Raw genomic sequence first — 17,937 nt, forward strand, 5'->3', positions numbered from 1 at the left:
CTTAAGTAATTTGGAGATCAAAATGACAAAATTTATTCCTTTTCTCATCAGTGGTATTTTAGTGGTTGGTGCTGTTGGTTGTCAGGAAAATGCTTCTCAAACTTCTTCGGAAAAACCAGCTGACACAACTCAATCCGCCCAAACACCAGTAGAACCAGCTTCTCCTGTAACTGATAGTGTGACTGAAACTGTACCTCCAGCAACTGATACTGTAGAAGCAGATGCAAACACCAATGCAGCTGATATAGAAGGAACCAATGACATTGCTGCTAAATTGAAGGAAGCTTTACCTAAAAGTAATTTAGAAGTTCAAGAAAAAGATGATGATATCACTATTACAGGAACAGTGGGTTCTGAAGCTGAGTTGAAAATTGTAGAACAGATTGTATCTCAACTCAAAACTACTAAAGCTGTTAAAATCGAAGCAACTGTTGAAGCTCCTAAATATTAATGGTTTTGTTGTTGACTTGTAGCTGTATGTTATCTGAGAAGAGATAATTATATCCAACAGTTATAGAATTATACAGCCATTTTTAAGACATTGAAAATAGTAGAGGCACAATAATCATGGGCCTCTACTATTTTCTTGTTTTTTCCCGATAACTTATCAAAAAATTATATTTAATTTACTTTTATTAAAGTAAATTCCTATATAAGCAATTAGTAATTTCACGCTTTGACTCCACCGGACAATTGACTGTAACTAGGATACAATTCTGTTAGAATTAATAATTTTTTATCAAATCAAAAATAAATTGAAAAAATATTATTTTTAATTTGGATCTGTGTCTACTCAAATTACCCATTCCCCATCTAATTCTGATCATAGTCTTAGTGGCTTACAGAAATTAAATCAGTCAACACCAAAATGGCTACAACCTTTATTGTTGCTTGCACCAGCAGGAATCTGGTTATTGCTATTACTGGTATTACCAACCCTTATAATTATTGAATTAAGCTTAGTTCCAGGAATTAGACCTGGTGATGTAGTTAATCCTACGGGATTTGATAATTATATAAAAATATTCGATCCCTTATACTTGCAAGTCATCTGGCGATCGCTATTTTTTGCTATTGGTACTACTGTAATTTGTTTAATTCTCGGCTTACCAATTGCCTACTGGATTGCTGTAAATGCACCACGGGGTTGGAGAAATTTGCTTTTACTGGCATTTGTCTTACCTTTGTGGACTTCTTCCTTACTGCGTTCCTATGCTTGGATTACGATTTTGCGTCCTACGGGCTTGCTGAATAGTTTGCTGAATCACTTTGGTTTACCAAATTTGGAGTTACTAAATCGCAGCCCAGCGGTATTAATTGGTATGAGTTATAGCTTGTTACCATATATGGTTTTAATTTTATATGCCTCGTTAGAAAAATTAGATAAACGTTTATTAGAAGCAGCAGCAGATTTAGGTGCAAATCGCGTACAAACTTTTTGGCGAGTTACCCTACCCCAAATCATTACGAGTATTACAGCTGGTTCTTTTCTAGTATTTATTAGTGCTATGGGAGATTTTATCAATCCAGAGTTATTGGGTGGTGCTTCCAGTATGACAGCTGCCAGACTAATTTATAATCAGTTTCTTGGTGCAGCACAAAACTGGGGGTTTGGTTCTGCTTTAAGTTCTACTTTAATCCTGGTAGTCAGTATAGCGATCGCACTTTTAATTAAGTTCGGTGAAGTAAAACCCAAGCGTTAAATTGAAGAAGGCAGTCCCGATGAAAAAATTTCACCACCAAGGATGAAAATACCTCTGCCCGACTCCCTACTCCCTACTCCCTACTCCCTACTCCCTATTTTCAAGGCAGGAGACAGAAAGAAGGCAGTCCCGATGAAAAAATTTCACCATCAAGGATGAAAATACCTCTTCCCGACTCCCGACTCCCGATTCCTGATTCCCCACTCCCCATTTTCAGGCTAGAAGGGCTGATAACTATACTAAGCTGGAACTCCTAAAGCAAAGTTAACTGTATAGGGTTCCTCCAGTGATTGCTGTGTACTACTTTTAATGGCATCTAGATATGTCAACAGATATTTAATTTGTTGAGAGTTGGGACGATAAGTCATGTTACCTTGTTTTTCAAACAGGGGTGCAGCTGCAAGTTGTTTATAGAAAGAATTATCCTGGGAAATCTGTGCCAGCCAATGATAATCATTAGTGCTAGGAAGTAAACCTGATGGTAATTCCCCTTCTAAAAATGCTAACAGCCGTTGTTGACAAATACGGGTATTTATGCCACGTCCTTCAAATAATTGAGTGATTTCATTCACAGATATGGCTCTATCTGGCAATAGCCGCAATAATTCCGTGAATAGGAAATAATCAGTGTATTGTTGTCTAGGTATATCTAAAACCTGGGGATGTAAGGGTAGTAATGCCAAACCATATGCTGTACGACTGCAATTAGGAGTACCATTCTCGCCCAGGTATGCATCTTGAATAATTTTGGCGTTGGGTAATTTTTGTCGTAACCAACGGTTAACAGCATTAATAGATGCTACTCCTCCTGTGAGGATGGCTTGATTAATAGCTTCTGTGGGGATCCCACGGGCTACTAATAATTTATTCAATTCCCGGTTGAGTCGGCGTACAAAAGGTACAAATACCTGGCTTTCTAAGTCTCGACGCTGTAATACCCATCGCTGATCTGCTAATTCTAGGGTAAAGGATTCTTGGTGTTGCAAAATTAACTTTAAGGCAACGGCAGCATCTAATACAGCTTTACCTAGGAGAGAACTTTCTAACCGTTGTTGCAGACGAATTCGTTCAGCCATGTCTGGTTCTCCAGAACGAGGAAGTTTAAGTTCTGTTAACCTGATACTATCCCAACGCATTTGCTCTAAACCAGGGATAGATGTTTGCCAATGCCAAGGATTACTGCTGATAGTTTGATTGGGTTCTGGGGTTGTTAGTCGTGATTCTCGCCATTTTTCTGGTAGTAGTAATTGGCAAATAATATCTTGCTCAATGCCTTTGCCTGCATAAGCAAAACCATGAAGCATGAAATCATTGTGAGTTAAGTCTAGCAGGTTGTTTGGTACATCAATTAGCCCCATTTCTGTGGCACCTGCACCAATATTAATAATTAATGTGTTCCCTTCTAGGGGATGATGTTCTTTGGTGATAATTGTGGGGCCATTAAACTTGACTTTTTCCCCACTGGGATCATCCAATTCTGCCAGTAAATTGGCGATCGCTTCTTCGATAAAGAATACTTGTTGGGGATGTTGGACGATTTTGCCTGTGATTAAAGCTTCTCTGAGATTAAAGCGGTATTGCTCAGAACTGTTAGCTGGACAGTTACAGATTACTCCCGCAATTTGATTGATAATTTGATGAAATTGTTGTTCGTTAAGTCCGACTGCTGCGGCAACTAAACCAGGGGTAGTACTGGTACGATCTGATTTGAGAGTTAACAACAATTTGGAGAGCGATCGCATTACCCAAACTAAAGGAATGGTGGAATAATCATTCAATTCTAAGGATGGCTCCCATTGTTGTTGTTGATTTTTGTAAGGTAGGGCAACTTGTAAATAGGGCTTTAATTGAGCTGAAAACAGATTTTGTAATGATTCTGGTGGAGTAGCTAGTCTATTGGTGGATGTTTGATCCAATTCTGGCTGTTTCCCCAGGGTATTTACAGGTAAGTAAACCTCTGCTGGTAAGCGAAATGAATTTCCTGGGGAGTTGGGATCGCTTATTTCTTCTGCTGACCAGTAAATAGGGTAAACTTCTGTGGTAGAACGATTTAACAGGGCGGCGGAAATTCCCGTACTTCCCAAATCAATTCCCAAGTACCAAACTCCATCATCCCTATTAATAGTAATATCTGGGGTACTTACTGGGTTAAAAACACTCAGAGAGGAATTTGATTGCTGGTTGGTGGTAGTTTCATGGTTGGCTAGGGTTGCAGCTGCCATATCTGGGGTGGAGTTTAATTTCATTTCCGTGGTGCCAGCTATTTCTTGAGCATCATTAACTACCTGTTGTGCTGCAAAGGTGGAAGTAGCTTCTGTAATTTTATTTACTATGGGTTCTACTATGGGTTCTACTATGGGTTCTGGTTCTACATTCTGTTGAGATTGTTCTGGAGAATTGAAATCACCAGCAAACTGATCTAAGTCCTGTGAAAATTGTTGTAAGTTCTCTTCACTTAAGGTAATTTCTGGCATTACCGTCTCTTGATTCACCGTTTCAGCTAATAAATTTTCCTCAGGAGAAGCTAAAGTATAATCATCCAGAGATTTTTCTAAATAGCCCGGTTCTGTATCTAATAGTAAGGATTGGGCATTATTATTTACATTTACTGGATAATTATCTGGATTGTGTTCATCAGTTAAATCTTGATCAGCTTCATTAAGCTCAGCATCTTCTGTTGCTAGATCAAATAAATCAGTTAAAACTCTGATGCTTTCCTTGGGAGCTGGCACAGAAACATCTTTGGCAGCTTTTTCTGCAAGTGGGGGAATATTATCAGCATCTATTGGCAACTTTTTAGCCGTATTTTCACTTATGTCTAAGTTATTATTTTTTGCTTCTAACTCTTGGGGTATAGTACGGTGGATATGACTGTTTCCTAATAACCCAGCATCTGGGCGATCAAACCACATATCTGTTGCGAAGGAATTGTCTGGAATTTCATCTGTGTTAGTGGCATCCCTGGGATTATCTTGAGCCAATTCCTGGGTTGTCAATGCTGGAGCTGTATTATCTTCCGTAGATATAGTTGCTGAGTTTGGATTGATATCTAGTAAATTCTCGGTATTTGGTTGGGGTAATTCCAGTTGTGCTGGTGGAAGATCTTCAGTGATATTTTCATCTTCGCTGCCAAATAAGCTAGCATAAAGTTGATCAACGCGATCGCTTACAGAATCGTGAGAATTATTATTTAGTCCTAAAGTTGTGTGAGCAATTCCAGTATCAGACTGTGGAGAAACTGGTTGATCTTCTCCAGTCGATGGGTAGTATTTTTGGTCAACAGATAAATCCTCAAATTCACTGTTATCAAATAATTCCTGGGATGAAAGTTCGCGATCAATATTTGAGGCTAGATCATCTCCATGCTTATATTCTTCCTTTGTTGATAGAGATGGTTCTATAGGCAAAGTTTCCGGCTGTACATCTAACTGTGATTGACCTAAAGACCTCTTTTGCTGTAAAACTCGAGTTAAATTATCAATTAAAGCTACTAATAACTCCTCCCCTTCTATTCCCTTACTGTGCATTCTTGCTACTGCTTGGGATAGAGATTCATGGTAATCATAAACATTACGTTCTAGCCCCTCAAATGCAACATTTACAGTCCCATCCAAGGCTGCTAAACGTCGATCCAACTCATTTGCTAGCTGACTTAAATGGTCAACCTGCCCAGCTATATCTAAGGATACTTCTTCGGGAGCGAGGAGAGAATCATTCTTCCCAGAATTGAGTGACAATTTTCCTTGTATGCGATTCATCAGCACATGCAAAAATTGGGAAATCATCTGCTCTTGATTTTCTATTTGCTGGGCTACAGAGTAATTATGCAATCGCTTTTGCTCTAATTGCCTAATTTCCTGCACCAAATTAGCTCGTTCCTGCAATAATGTTTGCAATTCTGCTTGTAAAGGCTTTAGTAATCCAGAAACATCCGGATAATGAGATAATGGCTTTTCCCCTAGTTGACCTTCTCGATCTGCAAATTGAGCCAACAAAGGAGAACGTGGAGAGCGCGACGGGTATTCACGATGGAAATTATCTGCTTGGGCTTCAGCTTCCTCTAAACGAGCAAGAAACTCACGAATCCGCTCTAAAACAACTTTAGCTTCTTGTTCTTGAGTCGGGATGAATCGAGACAGCAGGTTGTTTTTGTTAGTGAGTAAGCCGTCAATATCTGCAATCAGGGTTTGAATTTCAGTAATTCTGGAAGTCACTTTTATTTACCTTAGCTAAAAATTATATGTTTACTTGTGAGAGATTTATCTTCAAAATATAAAATTTACCAACGGATAGGTGTTGCAAATTTGCCTAACAGTTATTAGTGTCACCCAAACAATTGTCACACTATTCAAACCTGAAAATTCAGGTTAGGGGTTATTTATTTGTTCCCTATTTTTAACAATTAGTTACACACAGTTCATTTACATAACAAAGCAGGTAAAAATCTCACGTTAGCAAAAAATTAATCTCTTGGAGTATGATTTATATTTATTTATCTTTGGCCATTAAGTCGTAAAATTTGTAGCATAGTTAGTGATGCTCCTCATTGGAGTTGCGTAAAGCTCACTTCCTGGAAAGGTTAGGAACCACTACGGGACGTTACTACGTTCGCGTAGTATTTTGCTTTGCGACTCAGTGTGTGCCATCAGCAATTCACAGTCATAATTTTGCTGTATGGGAGTTTTCGTGCAAATACAGGCTATAAGAACCTTGATGTGATTATATTTATATACAAAAATGGGTTTATTGCAACCCGGAGGGCGTGTTTTGTGTTCACAGAATTTGGCTTTATGGCCAAGGCTGTGTTTTTATAACTTAGAGTAACAATATTCATTTGAATTTTTGTATATAGCCTCTTACCTACAAATGACGTAATGGAAGATAGATATAGCTTGCAGCCAACAACTAATCCTCAAATTATCTCGACACCTTTATTTCAAGGCTTGTCGGCAGAAGTTGTGGAAGCAGCCTTGACCCATCTTGTGACCCGTACCCATCCTGCAAACCAAGTAATATTACTGGAAAATGACTGGGGTGGTTCAGTATATTTTATTTTAGACGGTTGGGTGAAAATTCGTACATACAATTTGGAAGGTAAAGAAGTAACCCTGAATATTCTTGGTATGGGGGAACTATTTGGTGAAATGGCTGCCCTGGACGAAGTACCCCGTTCTACAGATGTAATTACTTTAACTACTACTATCATTGGTAGTATGCCATCACAAGATTTTGTTAATTTTTTACACCAAGAACCTTTGGCGGGAGTTAGGTTATCCCAATTAATGGCTAGACGCTTAAGACAAGTAAATCGGCGATTACGATTGCGGGAATCAGATAGCCAGTCTCGGGTAGCAGACACACTTTTATTTTTAGCTGAGGGACAAGGTAAGCAAGGACAAACAGGTACAGAAATTCCCAACTTACCCCACCGGGAATTGAGTAGTTTAAGTGGACTGGCAAGGGAAACAGTGACTAGGGTATTAACCAGATTAGAAAAAAAAGGATTAATTCAGCGCAAATCAGAGACTATTTGCATTCCCGAAATATCCGCCCTAGAAAAAATGCTAGTCTAACAATAAAGAAGGCAGGGAGCAGGGAGCAGGGAGCAGGGGGAGAATTATCTGTAGCCAGGATTTAGAGAAATGGCATAACAACTCCCAACTAACAACTAACAACTCCCAACTATCAACTCCCAACTAACAACTAACAACTATCAACTCCCAACCCCCAACTCCCACTTAAACATGAGCATTCTAGACTCCGGTGCTGAAGAACCAGAAGAAATTCTTTCTGTAAACTCGGCAACATCCTCCAATCAAAACTCCAACTCACAACAGCATTTTAAAAGACCGAAACTCAAGGTAGATGCCCCTTTGAGGATGGTAGAGACAGCTTTTTTAGCTAGTACTGCCAGTTTAATTTGGTTTATCAATTTCTACTTCCCTTTAGGTCCAGTGTTAAAGATATTTTTCCCTGTTCCTATTGCCTTAGTTTATCTCCGTTGGGGCAGGAGAGCAGCATGGATGGCAGCAGTGGTATCGGGATTATTGCTGATGGTGTTGGTGGGACCAACCCGTAGCTTGTTGTTTGTTATGCCCTATGCTTTTATGGGAGTACTTTTAGGGGCAACATGGTATCGTCGCGTTCCTTGGATAGTTTCTATTACCTTGGGAACATTATTGGGGACTTTAGGGGCATTTTTCCGTATTTGGTTGTTTTCTGTGCTCTCCGGTGAAGATTTATGGGTGTATGCAATTAACCAGGTAACAAGTTTTTTGGAATGGTTATTTATCAGTTTCAGTCTCTTAACAACTCCTAGTATATTCTTGATTCAGGTAGGAGCGATCGCTTTAATTGTGCTAAATAATTTGATTTATTTGTTTGTGGTACATTTAGCGGCATGGTTATTATTAGACCGTTTGGGTAATCCCATCCCCCGTCCTCCACGTTGGGTACAAGTCTTATTGGATTATGAGTAAATCACAAGTAATAAGTAATAAGTTTAACCTCTGCCTCAAGCCAGAAGATTCAAAGAATGATTCATTTTAATTATTTTTCTTCATGAATGAAGAGGCTTTATTCATCCCGTCTACAACGCTGGCTCCCCAAGACCACACTGTCCTCAAAATCCCAAATTTAAAATCGGATGATTCGCATTTACACTCAATTGAACCAAGCGGAAGCATGGATAGATCGTTATAGAGGTACTTCATCCACATTTGCCTGTGTTTTAGGTTTTACTGCTACAGGTTTGATCCCAGGAATTTCCGCAGCTGGACGGACTCCTGAAGATCGCAAATATACAGCTTGTGCAGATGCAGAATTTTTATACTATGGTGTTTCCAAACCAAAACCCCAATATCCTTTACCACCCCTAATTGCTGGAGCTTCTCCTGTCCTCATTTCCCGCGCTGTAATTGAGTCACTCAAGATACCAATTTATTTATTTAATGCAGGTTTACCCTATTCTCCCGCAGTTCCAGCGATTGATTTAGGTGGTAAACCGGCTAAATGCTTGAGTAGTGGTGCTGCAATGACAATGAGTACAGTCCATCACCTACTGGAGCAAGGGTTGCAATGGGGAGAACATTTAGCTAGTAATATTAGCAATGGATATTTAATCATTGGTGAATGCGTTGTGGGCGGGACTACAACTGCATTGGCAATTTTAACTGGTTTAGGTATTGCTGCTGCTGGAAAGGTAAACAGCAGTCATCCTACTTGCAATCACACCCAAAAATGGCAGGTGGTGCAAGCAGGACTAAAACATATTCATGATATGCAAAATACTCTAGATCCTCTACAAATAGTAGCTGCGGTGGGCGATCCCATGCAAGTATTAGTTGCAGGGATGGCGATCACTGCTAGCCGTAGTTGCGGTGTCATGTTGGCAGGAGGGACGCAAATGTTGGCAGTGTATGCTCTAACAAGTGCCATTGCCCATGCCCATAGTTTAACTTGGCAGCCAACAGAGGTGATTATAGGTACTACCCGATGGGTTGTGGAAGACCCCAGTGGTAGCACCATAGAATTAGCACAGCTAGTTGCTGAGCAGAGTCGCAATTTAGGCGAATCTCCTCCACCTTTAGTTGCGACGCAATTAAATTTTGTTCATTCTCGTTACCCTCAACTTCAAGCTTATGAACAGGGCTTTGTCAAAGAAGGTGTGGGTGCAGGAGGCACTTGTATTGCTGCTTACCTAAGCCATAATTGGCAGCAAATTCATCTTTTAGAAGCGATTGAATCCCAACTGGAACTTTATCAAAAAATTCACCCAAATTAGAATTTTCCAGTACCCCTAATTACTGGAATCTAAACAAAAATTCTGATTTTTTTCTATCTTACTGTGGGAGAAATTCTGATTACTTTTCACCGAACTGCCGATTACTCCCAGAAATTAAGCTATTTTCTAACGGCAAAATTAACAAAGGCTTATATTCTAGATGTCAAGAGTTGATTCTCTTGAGGAGTAATTGCTCTTCTAAAGCTGCTATACGATTATAAGCGGCTGTTAATTGGGCTGTCAGTCTTTGGAGTTGAATTTCTGGGGTTAATTGTTGTTCTCCTCCTTGCACATTGGATTCGGGATATATGGCATCGACTAGCACATCTTTATGTTCCAATTCTGGATTAAAACTTAAATTCGTTCTTAATCGATAGCTATCAGCTTCCAGATTCTTCCAAGAGCTTTCTGTGGCTTCTTTCTGATTGGCTAAGGTGCATTCTGATAGTGTTTGAGAGACTTTTTCATCTAGTCGCTCAATAACTTGATAAATGGCATCAACCTTATTGCTCAATGTCACAATTTGATTATGCAAAGACTCCATTTTATAACCTCATACACTGAGTTATCTTTTCTATATTATTCAATATTGACTCAATGTTAAGGATGTTTATGTTTTTTTTAAGTTTTGGCAAGATATATGATTAGTTGAAGAAGCTTAACTACATCACTATGTTGAGTAAGATTAATTTTCTCAGACTATGATTCTATATTGTTACTTTAATTGTGATCTTTATAAAGATTTAATAAAATTGATGGCATCCTGAATCAAGTTTCAGGGATTTCCTATAAAAAATACAATTCCTGGAAAGGAAGATATAGTATAAATTTAGCAGTTAATTATTACTTAACAATCTGCGTAATTATTCTGAAAGTCTTGATTTTATAGATTATTGATAAAAAAATATGTTTCTTAATCTGAAAATATATCAGTATTAATACTTTGGGGAGTTGATAGTTGATAGTTGGGAGTTGGGAGAAGGGAAAATTCTACTTAGATAATTGGTGGTGCAAATTATTTTTCATCGGGACTCCCTCCTGACTTCTTCAATCTGCTGTGCTATTCCAGTCAAGTCTCTGCTTAAATGGTTATGAGCTATAGTAAAAAATTAACAATCAATAATGCACCGCAGATATTTTTTGCAAGGTATTTCGTCCATAGCAATATCACAACTATTGGTTGGATGTGGTAATACGCAACAGGTAAAGTTCAAAGTAATCTTATTAAAAAATTCTATTCCTGATAGATTGGTTAAAAGGTTTGGTCAAAGTATTAAACAAAAGACACAATTAAAATTTTCCCCTGTGGAGCAGTTACAGCCATTATTTAAGCAATTACAAACTTGGAGACAGCCAAAAAAATCTGCTGAGAAAAAACAATGGAATGTATCTTTACGGTTTTGGCGATCTCAAACAGATAGGGTAGCTGACTTAGTGACTATGGGAAATTATTGGCTGGATGTAGCAATTCAGGAGGAGTTGATTCAGCCGTTGGAGCAAGAAAAGCTAGAAAAACTTGCCAATTGGTCTAGTTTACCTCCACAGTGGCAGAAATTAGTGAGAAGGAACCAAGAAGGTAAACTAGATGCTCAAGGGAAAATTTGGGCGGCTCCTTATCGTTGGGGTAGCACAATGATTGTATATCGCCGAGATAAGTTTAAAGAATTGGGATGGCAACCTCAAGATTGGCAGGATTTGTGGCATCCTGATCTACGCGATCGCATTTCTGTTTTAGAACAACCACGGGAAGTTATTGGCTTGGTGTTAAAGAAGCTGGGCAAATCATATAATACAGAGAATCTAGACTCTGTACCAGAATTAGAGAAGGAATTGCGATCGCTTAATAAACAAGTTAAATTTTATAGTTCTGATCGATATCTGGAACCATTAATGATTGGAGATACCTGGCTTGCAGTTGGTTGGTCTAGTGATATATTGCCAGTTATTGTCCGCAATCCCAAATTATCAGCAGTGATTTCCCAGTCTGGAACGGCGTTATGGGCGGATATGTGGGTACGTCCTTACAAAGCAGAATTAACAAATCAAGAACGTCTGGATTTATCATACAAATGGATTGATTTTTGTTGGCAAAAGGAGACTGCTAAACAAATTACTTTGCTAACTAAAAGTAATTCTCCCATCGCAACTAAAATTAAAGATTCTGAAGTTCAGAAGCCATTAAGAAATTTTTTGTTAAATAATGCTGAGGTTTTAAATAAAAGTGAGTTGATTAATTTTTTAGCGCCAGACATTGCAGCAAAGTATGAGTCTTTATTTGCCAAGATTAGGAATGGGTAGTTATCGGGGGTTTTACATCAGATGTGTCTAATTATATTCCTAACCAACCTCGTAAAGATTCTTCTAGTTGCTCAGAATCAGAATTAGCTAGTTTGCCAATAATTGCAACGACTAAACTACAATCTACTGTGTATAAACCACGCTTGACTGCTGTTTGTACATTTAATCCTGCTGTTGACCATTCAGTAAGTATAAATTCGCCGGGAAGTAATGATGTGGTTTTACTTGTCAGGGGAACAATCAAAATATCTTGGGATACGTGTGGTGCATTTACAACAACAGCAGGTCTAACTTTTGAACTTGATAAATCTGAAAAAGGATACCGCACCAAGATGATGTCATTTTTGCAGTAGCTGGACATAAACATCATCCTCTGTATTATCCCACACCTTATCTAAAGAAGCTTGACTAGCCTGGAACCAAAAATCAGCCTCATCATCAGGTAATAAGGTTACTAATATTTTGGTACCTTCCGGAATTTCCGTTGGTTCCAATAATTCAATTTTTCCTTGTCGAACAGTAGCCCAAAGGGTTTTTATCATTGGTATTGTGTGATGAAAGTATACTTTCTATTTTATGCTTTTTCTTGCAGCTTTTCCAAAATTTACGAGTTAGATACAGTGTTCAATGAGGTGGTTATTTATATGATTTAATCACCAGAATCATATAAAATTTTTAAATGTTCAGGTAAATCTATCTCCTGAAATTGTTCGGCTGGAGTAGTAGGTAAACCACTCAATTCAAATAAATCTTTGATTTTTCTGGTAAGTATTTGAATCAATGTTCCGTTGTTAGTCAACCCTGATATATCGTCTTTATCTAAAACAACTATCATTTTATTTGTTTTGGCGTGGAAAAGTATTTGGCGAAGTTTACAATCACGAATTGCTCGTTGTCTTTTTGAATCACCTTGTTTGGGAAAACCTGTAGCACCATTTAGGGTAAAAAAATACCAAGTCCTGCACCTTGTAGATTCAATTCCATAATGCTACACAAGCGAGCAAATTGTTTATCTGGAACAGGAGCCTTTGTTGCTTTTGCTTCAATTACAATATCTCTCTGGTTCAAGTTGAGATATAAAATTTTACATACTAACGACCAAGGCAAATCATCTCCACTTACCAGAAGATCGTATTGAGGACCTGCTGACTGAAAACTTTTGATAGTTTGGATACCTTTTAATCCTTTAAAAACCAGCAATACAATCTGTTCTAGTAACTTGCCAGCTCTTTTTGATTGTTGTTGTGTAGGTTTTTTTAATTGTGTAAATTCAACAAGCTTATCTAAGTAATCAGATAGTTTTTTATCTGCTATGTATAAGTAAGAAGCTAATTTATTTGATGCTGGATTCTCTGGTTTGATCGACTCTATTGCATTAATAGCATCTTCAATAAATTGCTCTTGACTACGCATAACTTGATCAAACTAGCTCTATTTTCTGCTTAAACTCAGCCATAATATCAAACGATAGCTCATCCTTGTCTTCCACGCTACTTTCACAAAGTGGACAAACCCAAGGCAAATTAGGAAAACCTTGACCAAAAGGAATTGCTCCTGCTGGTACATCAGGCTCACAATTGTGATATATAAGTAGTTTGAGTTCACACAACCCCTCTGCTTCGAGAAGTGTCAAGATAGCAAGAGCTTTAGAATATTCTATCCCCAATTGCACAGCAAGTTGGTGTGGCATCACGTTTGTCAATGCCTGAGTGAAGTATTTTTTCAGTTCATCTTTCTGCCTATCAGACAGAAAATCTAAATGCCCTTTGCTGATGAAGCTAGCCATAGCCTTAGCCTCGAAGTCCAAGTTCCCTCAATATGAAGTTCAGAACGCCTGTACTACCACCATAATATCCTGAATAGCACTTGAGATGTTGAAGACAGTCTTGAGTTTTAGAATTGGGTTTGAATCTAAAATAGCAGTGTGCTTTGATGAGATGCTCGTTTTGTAAGTTTTCTCCCTCTACATTACTTGAAGCAAATTCCTTATGAAGACTAAATTCATAGGATTTTGTGCCCCACTCTTTTATCAGAGTCCATAAAATGGCATTTTCGGCATTATTCATCTTCTCTGAATCATCCCTGATGCCAATTGCACTTAGGACAGATTGAGTTAGTTTTTGTGATAGAGCTTGTAATCCTCTAACATCAATTTCTTTTACTCCAGAACTGTGAGCATTGATAACTAATCCTGAAGCTTCGGCTCGAACACGTAGATGCCTCCATTTATAGGGAGACTTATTGAGATATTTATCCCACATATCATGCAGAATTAGTTTATGAAGCTCAGGATGCTGCCATTTAGCTTGACAATGATTAGCTAGTTCATCAAAAAAACCCGGAATATGATTCCAGAAAGGAAATTGAGCAGGTTGACCTATATGTTCTTGGGTTACTGAGCTAAAGGTGAACCCATCCCAATATAAAGCGATGTAGTTTTCTCCAACTTCAGCAACAACAGACCAGCGAATATGGCGTTCGTCCAATTCTCCCGCTATTCCAATTCCCCGATGAACATAATCAGTTACTTTATAAGTCCGAATATACCATTTCTGTTGTTCATTATTAAGCTCTTGGATTGGTCCGTACCAACCATCTTCTCCAAATTCAGTTAACAAGGATTCCGAAGGATTCAAATTTGGAGTACAAGTACATGAACCACTTTTTACACTCAACCACATTCTTGGTTGTTTTACATAAGTAAGTCAACAAAAATATTTACCATTATTACGAACTACGCGAAGTAATCCTAACCCTTTCGATTGCTTCGTTTCACTCCGTTACACTCGCAATGAAATTGTGTAATTAATTATGTTTAACTACTTATGCTAAGAGTACCTGTTCTGGGGTGAGTTTCTTTTTTTCAAGTGCATCTGCTATGAGTGTAGCTATTTCTTCCTTCTTCTTGCTTTTGCCTGATGAAACAAGTGTTTGGAGAGTTTTAGCATTGAATTCTGGACTAGACAAAAATTTTACACAGAATTCCCTACCTGGGGAGAAGCCATTATCTACAAAAGCGTTAATACTCATAAACTACTTGTCATGTCTTTGTGGAAACTACTGGAAATGAAGTTAAAGAAAAAGCATATCAAAATAACATTCCCCTTGAGACATTTACAATTCCAATTTCTAATTTTTGTACTCTAAGAAATATGGGTTAGACATTTGTCTAACCCACTACAAATTTGTTAAAGCTTATCAAGCAAATAAAATGCCTGTAGATTTTAACCCAAACCAGTTTGCAAATCACCCCGCGCCTTCTCCAACGCCTCCGGTAACTTACTCCCATCCCTTCCCCCAGCTTGGGCTAAATTCGGTCTACCACCACCGCCACCGCCACAAATCTTCGCAACAGCACCGATAAATTTACCTGCTTGTAAACCTTTCTTATTCACCTCTGGGGAGAATGCAGCTACCAAACTAACTTTCCCTGGTTCGGGTATAGAACCCAACACCACAGCCGCACCACTACCGATTTTCTGCTGTAACCTTTCGGCTGCGGTTTGCAAAGAAGCTGCATCAACATCTTCCATTTGGGCGACTAATATCTTAAACTCACCCACAGATTCCACCGTTGAGATTAAACTATCCGATTTTGCGATCGCTAACTCCGATTTCAAATTATCTATTTGCTTCTGGCTATTTCTCAGTTCTGTTTGCAGGGTAGTAATTCTTTCTGGTATTTCCTCTGGTTTGACTTTAAACCTATCGCTTAAATCCTTAACTACTATGTCCCTAACATTGAGATAGTCAAGAATTGCGGGGCCAGAAACCGCTTCTATCCGCCGCACCCCAGAAGAAACACTCGCCTCAGAAATAATTTTAAATACACCAATCTCAGCAGTATTACTGACGTGAGTACCCCCACACAATTCCATCGACACGCTGGGAAAATCAATTACTCGCACTACTTCAGAATACTTTTCCCCAAACATAGCGATCGCACCTTTGGCTTTGGCTTGTTCTAGGGGCATGGTTTCTATGTTAGCGGTATGTGCTTCCCCAATCCAAGTATTTACCTGTGATTCGATTTGGGTAATTTCCTCTGGGGTTAAACCACGGGGACAGTTAAAGTCAAAGCGCAATCTATCGAAGGATACCAAAGAACCAGCTTGGGAAATTCCATCATCAACAATGTTCTTTAACGCCGCTTGTAAGAGGTGGGTTGCAGTATGGTTTGCTTGAGCACGACGACGACAACTGCGATCGATTTGGGCGGTAATTGTATCCCCTACCCTGATTGTACCCCGTTCTATACGTCCGAAGTGAACGAAGAAATCAGATTCTTTCTGCACATCCTCAATGGTGACAACAAAACCATCCCCAGAGAAATAACCCTTATCCCCAATTTGTCCCCCGGATTCCGCATAGAATGGGGTTTGGTTAAGAACTATTTGTACTTCTGTTCCCGCTTCTGCCTCTTCTTGGGAAATCCCATCTACTAACAATACCTCAACTGTGGCGGATGTAGATACTTGGGTATAACCAAGGAATTCCGTAGCATGGATATGTTCAGCTAACTTATCCAGGGAACCTTGAACCGTTAAATCAATGGTTTCGTGGGCAGATTTAGCCCGTTCGATTTGCCTTTGCATTTCCACGCCAAAACCATCATTATCAATGGTTAAACCCTCTTCTTCAGCAATTTCCTGGGTTAATTCCAAGGGAAAGCCATAGGTATCGTAAAGTTTAAATGCTGACTCCCCACTAATTACGGTTTTACCTTGCTGCTTCAACTTAGCAATAATTTCTGCGAGAATTTTCTCCCCCCGTTCCAAAGTCTTGAGAAAATTAGCTTCTTCCCGTTGCAACTCCGCTTTAATCGCATTTTCTCGTTGTCGCAAATTGGGATAAGCTGACTCACCCAGAGCGATCGCAGTTTCGGCAACTTTGGTGGTAAATTCTCCTTCAATCCCAATTAATCTACCATGACGTACCACTCGGCGAATTAAACGCCGCAATACATAACCCCTCCCCACATTGGAAGCACGGATTTGATCGGCTATCATGTGAACTACAGCCCGGATGTGATCACCAATTACCTTCAGGGAAACTTTAGTTTTCTCATCACTGGTGGCGTAATCAATCCCCCCAATATCTGCTGCTGTTTTAATAATGGGGAGAATTAAATCAGTTTCATAATTATTGGGAACCTGTTGGAGAATTTGCGCCATCCTCTCCAAACCCATCCCGGTATCAATATTTTTATTTGCCAAAGGTGTTAAATTACCTGAACCATCCCGGTTAGATTCCATAAATACCAAGTTGTAGAACTCAATAAACCGGGAATCATCTTCTAAATCAATATTATCATCCCCTAATTCTGGGTGAAAATCATAGTATATTTCCGAACATGGCCCACAAGGACCAGTGGCACCGGAAGCCCAAAAGTTATCATCCGCTCCCAGGCGCTGGATACGTGTTTCAGGCACCCCAATTTTATCACGCCAGATAGCATAGGCTGCTTCATCTTCATGATAAACACTGACAACGAGACATGATTTTGGTAACCCAAATATTTGTGTAGAGATTTCCCAACCCCAAGCTATAGCCTGTTCCTTGAAATAATCCCCAAAGCTGAAATTACCCAGCATCTCAAAGAAAGTATGATGGCGTTTCGTGCGTCCGACATTTTCAATATCGTTAGTGCGAATACACTTTTGAGAAGAAGTTGCTCGGGGATATTCAGGGGTGCGCTGTCCGAGAAAGATTGGCTTAAATGGTAGCATCCCCGCGATTGTCAGCAGCACGGTTGGATCTTCTGGTACCAGGGACGCACTCTTGACGACTTGGTGCCCTTTTTGGGCATAGAAGTCAAGGAATTTTTGACGAATTTCGTTACCGCTGAGTTTTTGGGGATAATCGGTCATGGGTGTTGACAAAAGGGTTTTGGCAAAAATGTAGGACTTATGCAAATAAACTGGATTTCTAGCTTCCTGTGGGTAAGTCCCGCAAATCAATATTATAGGTTATCAGTCGTAGGTGGATTTGATTTGGTTGTTGTAGCCTTCTGGCTTGAGCCTGTTGCGTCCTTTAAATTAGATATCTGTACCATCAACTAAGCAAATGTAACTACTAATAGGATGATTACTATCCGTAGCTCATGGTACTTACGTAAATCAACTTATTACTTATGTAAAAATAATCTAGTTT

Annotated in this window: 16 protein-coding genes; 6 read left to right on the forward strand and 10 right to left on the reverse strand. The window is 39.1% G+C overall.

Annotated features, from left to right (window positions below; all coding sequences use genetic code 11):
- Both CALSC_RS16430 and CALSC_RS16435 read left to right on the forward strand, forming a co-directional pair.
- Positions 1-451: BON domain-containing protein (locus tag CALSC_RS16430; RefSeq protein WP_235006816.1), on the forward strand; the 451-nt coding region annotated here is incomplete at its 5' end.
- Positions 452-785: 334 nt separating this feature from the next.
- Positions 786-1,703, forward strand: a complete 918-nt coding sequence (locus CALSC_RS16435; protein ID WP_088242390.1) for an ABC transporter permease — start codon at positions 786-788, stop codon at positions 1,701-1,703.
- A gap of 239 nt (positions 1,704-1,942) precedes the next feature.
- On the opposite strand, the gene CALSC_RS16440 is transcribed toward CALSC_RS16435, so the two are convergent.
- Complete coding sequence (locus CALSC_RS16440) at positions 1,943-5,917, reverse strand: hypothetical protein (protein ID WP_088242391.1); 3,975 nt, start codon at positions 5,915-5,917, stop codon at positions 1,943-1,945.
- Between the two features lie 660 nt (positions 5,918-6,577).
- Between CALSC_RS16440 and CALSC_RS16445 the strand changes: the two genes are divergently transcribed.
- The 3 genes from CALSC_RS16445 to cobT all read left to right on the forward strand — a co-directional run bounded on the left by CALSC_RS16445 (position 6,578) and on the right by cobT (position 9,486).
- On the forward strand, positions 6,578-7,276 hold the full coding sequence (locus tag CALSC_RS16445) for a Crp/Fnr family transcriptional regulator (RefSeq protein WP_088242392.1): 699 nt from the start codon (positions 6,578-6,580) through the stop codon (positions 7,274-7,276).
- A 171-nt stretch (positions 7,277-7,447) separates the two neighbouring features.
- Entirely contained in the window at positions 7,448-8,182 is a 735-nt protein-coding gene (locus tag CALSC_RS16450) for a DUF2232 domain-containing protein (RefSeq protein WP_088242393.1), read from the forward strand.
- Positions 8,183-8,349: 167 nt separating this feature from the next.
- Positions 8,350-9,486 (forward strand): nicotinate mononucleotide-dependent phosphoribosyltransferase CobT, encoded by a 1,137-nt coding sequence (gene cobT, locus CALSC_RS16455; RefSeq protein WP_088242394.1) that lies wholly within the window; start codon positions 8,350-8,352, stop codon positions 9,484-9,486.
- A 163-nt stretch (positions 9,487-9,649) separates the two neighbouring features.
- On the opposite strand, the gene CALSC_RS16460 is transcribed toward cobT, so the two are convergent.
- The gene (locus CALSC_RS16460) at positions 9,650-10,030 is read right to left on the reverse strand and encodes a hypothetical protein (RefSeq protein WP_088242395.1); all 381 of its coding nucleotides are present in this window, start codon (positions 10,028-10,030) and stop codon (positions 9,650-9,652) included.
- Between the two features lie 578 nt (positions 10,031-10,608).
- On the opposite strand from CALSC_RS16460, the gene CALSC_RS16465 reads away from it, so the two are divergent.
- Positions 10,609-11,784, forward strand: coding sequence for an extracellular solute-binding protein (locus CALSC_RS16465; RefSeq protein ID WP_088242396.1), 1,176 nt, complete (start codon positions 10,609-10,611; stop codon positions 11,782-11,784).
- A 31-nt stretch (positions 11,785-11,815) separates the two neighbouring features.
- Here CALSC_RS16465 and CALSC_RS16470 read toward each other — a convergent pair whose 3' ends face one another.
- The 8 genes from CALSC_RS16470 to alaS form a co-directional block, all read right to left on the reverse strand.
- Positions 11,816-12,145, reverse strand: a complete 330-nt coding sequence (locus CALSC_RS16470) for a type II toxin-antitoxin system PemK/MazF family toxin (protein WP_088242397.1) — start codon at positions 12,143-12,145, stop codon at positions 11,816-11,818.
- Positions 12,123-12,326, reverse strand: a complete 204-nt coding sequence (locus tag CALSC_RS16475; protein WP_088242398.1) for a hypothetical protein — start codon at positions 12,324-12,326, stop codon at positions 12,123-12,125. Before CALSC_RS16475 ends, CALSC_RS16470 begins: the two co-directional genes overlap by 23 nt.
- 107 nt (positions 12,327-12,433) lie before the next feature.
- Entirely contained in the window at positions 12,434-12,619 is a 186-nt protein-coding gene (locus tag CALSC_RS27510) for a hypothetical protein (RefSeq protein ID WP_235006817.1), read from the reverse strand.
- 101 nt (positions 12,620-12,720) lie between these two features.
- Entirely contained in the window at positions 12,721-13,197 is a 477-nt protein-coding gene (locus CALSC_RS27515) for a hypothetical protein (protein ID WP_235006818.1), read from the reverse strand.
- A 7-nt stretch (positions 13,198-13,204) separates the two neighbouring features.
- Positions 13,205-13,570 (reverse strand): hypothetical protein, encoded by a 366-nt coding sequence (locus tag CALSC_RS16485; protein WP_088242402.1) that lies wholly within the window; start codon positions 13,568-13,570, stop codon positions 13,205-13,207.
- A gap of 4 nt (positions 13,571-13,574) precedes the next feature.
- Positions 13,575-14,420 (reverse strand): hypothetical protein, encoded by an 846-nt coding sequence (locus tag CALSC_RS27520; protein ID WP_235006819.1) that lies wholly within the window; start codon positions 14,418-14,420, stop codon positions 13,575-13,577.
- Positions 14,421-14,607: 187 nt separating this feature from the next.
- The gene (locus tag CALSC_RS16495) at positions 14,608-14,814 is read right to left on the reverse strand and encodes a hypothetical protein (protein ID WP_088242399.1); all 207 of its coding nucleotides are present in this window, start codon (positions 14,812-14,814) and stop codon (positions 14,608-14,610) included.
- 194 nt (positions 14,815-15,008) lie between these two features.
- Positions 15,009-17,654, reverse strand: coding sequence for an alanine--tRNA ligase (gene alaS / locus CALSC_RS16500; RefSeq protein WP_088242400.1), 2,646 nt, complete (start codon positions 17,652-17,654; stop codon positions 15,009-15,011).
- Positions 17,655-17,937 lie beyond the last annotated feature (283 nt).

Source organism: Calothrix rhizosoleniae SC01, assembly GCF_900185595.1.
Taxonomy (GTDB): domain Bacteria; phylum Cyanobacteriota; class Cyanobacteriia; order Cyanobacteriales; family Nostocaceae; genus Calothrix_A; species Calothrix_A rhizosoleniae.

Coding starts and splice junctions, on each gene's coding strand:
- CALSC_RS16445 (WP_088242392.1), top strand. CDS start 6,578: ATGGAAGATAGATATAGCTTGCAGCCAACAACTAATCCTCAAATTATC.
- CALSC_RS16450 (WP_088242393.1), top strand. CDS start 7,448: ATGAGCATTCTAGACTCCGGTGCTGAAGAACCAGAAGAAATTCTTTCT.
- cobT (WP_088242394.1), top strand. CDS start 8,350: ATGATTCGCATTTACACTCAATTGAACCAAGCGGAAGCATGGATAGAT.
- CALSC_RS16460 (WP_088242395.1), bottom strand. CDS start 10,030: ATGGAGTCTTTGCATAATCAAATTGTGACATTGAGCAATAAGGTTGAT.
- CALSC_RS16465 (WP_088242396.1), top strand. CDS start 10,609: ATGCACCGCAGATATTTTTTGCAAGGTATTTCGTCCATAGCAATATCA.
- CALSC_RS16470 (WP_088242397.1), bottom strand. CDS start 12,145: ATGTCCAGCTACTGCAAAAATGACATCATCTTGGTGCGGTATCCTTTT.
- CALSC_RS16475 (WP_088242398.1), bottom strand. CDS start 12,326: ATGATAAAAACCCTTTGGGCTACTGTTCGACAAGGAAAAATTGAATTA.
- CALSC_RS27510 (WP_235006817.1), bottom strand. CDS start 12,619: ATGATAGTTGTTTTAGATAAAGACGATATATCAGGGTTGACTAACAAC.
- CALSC_RS27515 (WP_235006818.1), bottom strand. CDS start 13,197: ATGCGTAGTCAAGAGCAATTTATTGAAGATGCTATTAATGCAATAGAG.
- CALSC_RS16485 (WP_088242402.1), bottom strand. CDS start 13,570: ATGGCTAGCTTCATCAGCAAAGGGCATTTAGATTTTCTGTCTGATAGG.
- CALSC_RS16495 (WP_088242399.1), bottom strand. CDS start 14,814: ATGAGTATTAACGCTTTTGTAGATAATGGCTTCTCCCCAGGTAGGGAA.
- alaS (WP_088242400.1), bottom strand. CDS start 17,654: ATGACCGATTATCCCCAAAAACTCAGCGGTAACGAAATTCGTCAAAAA.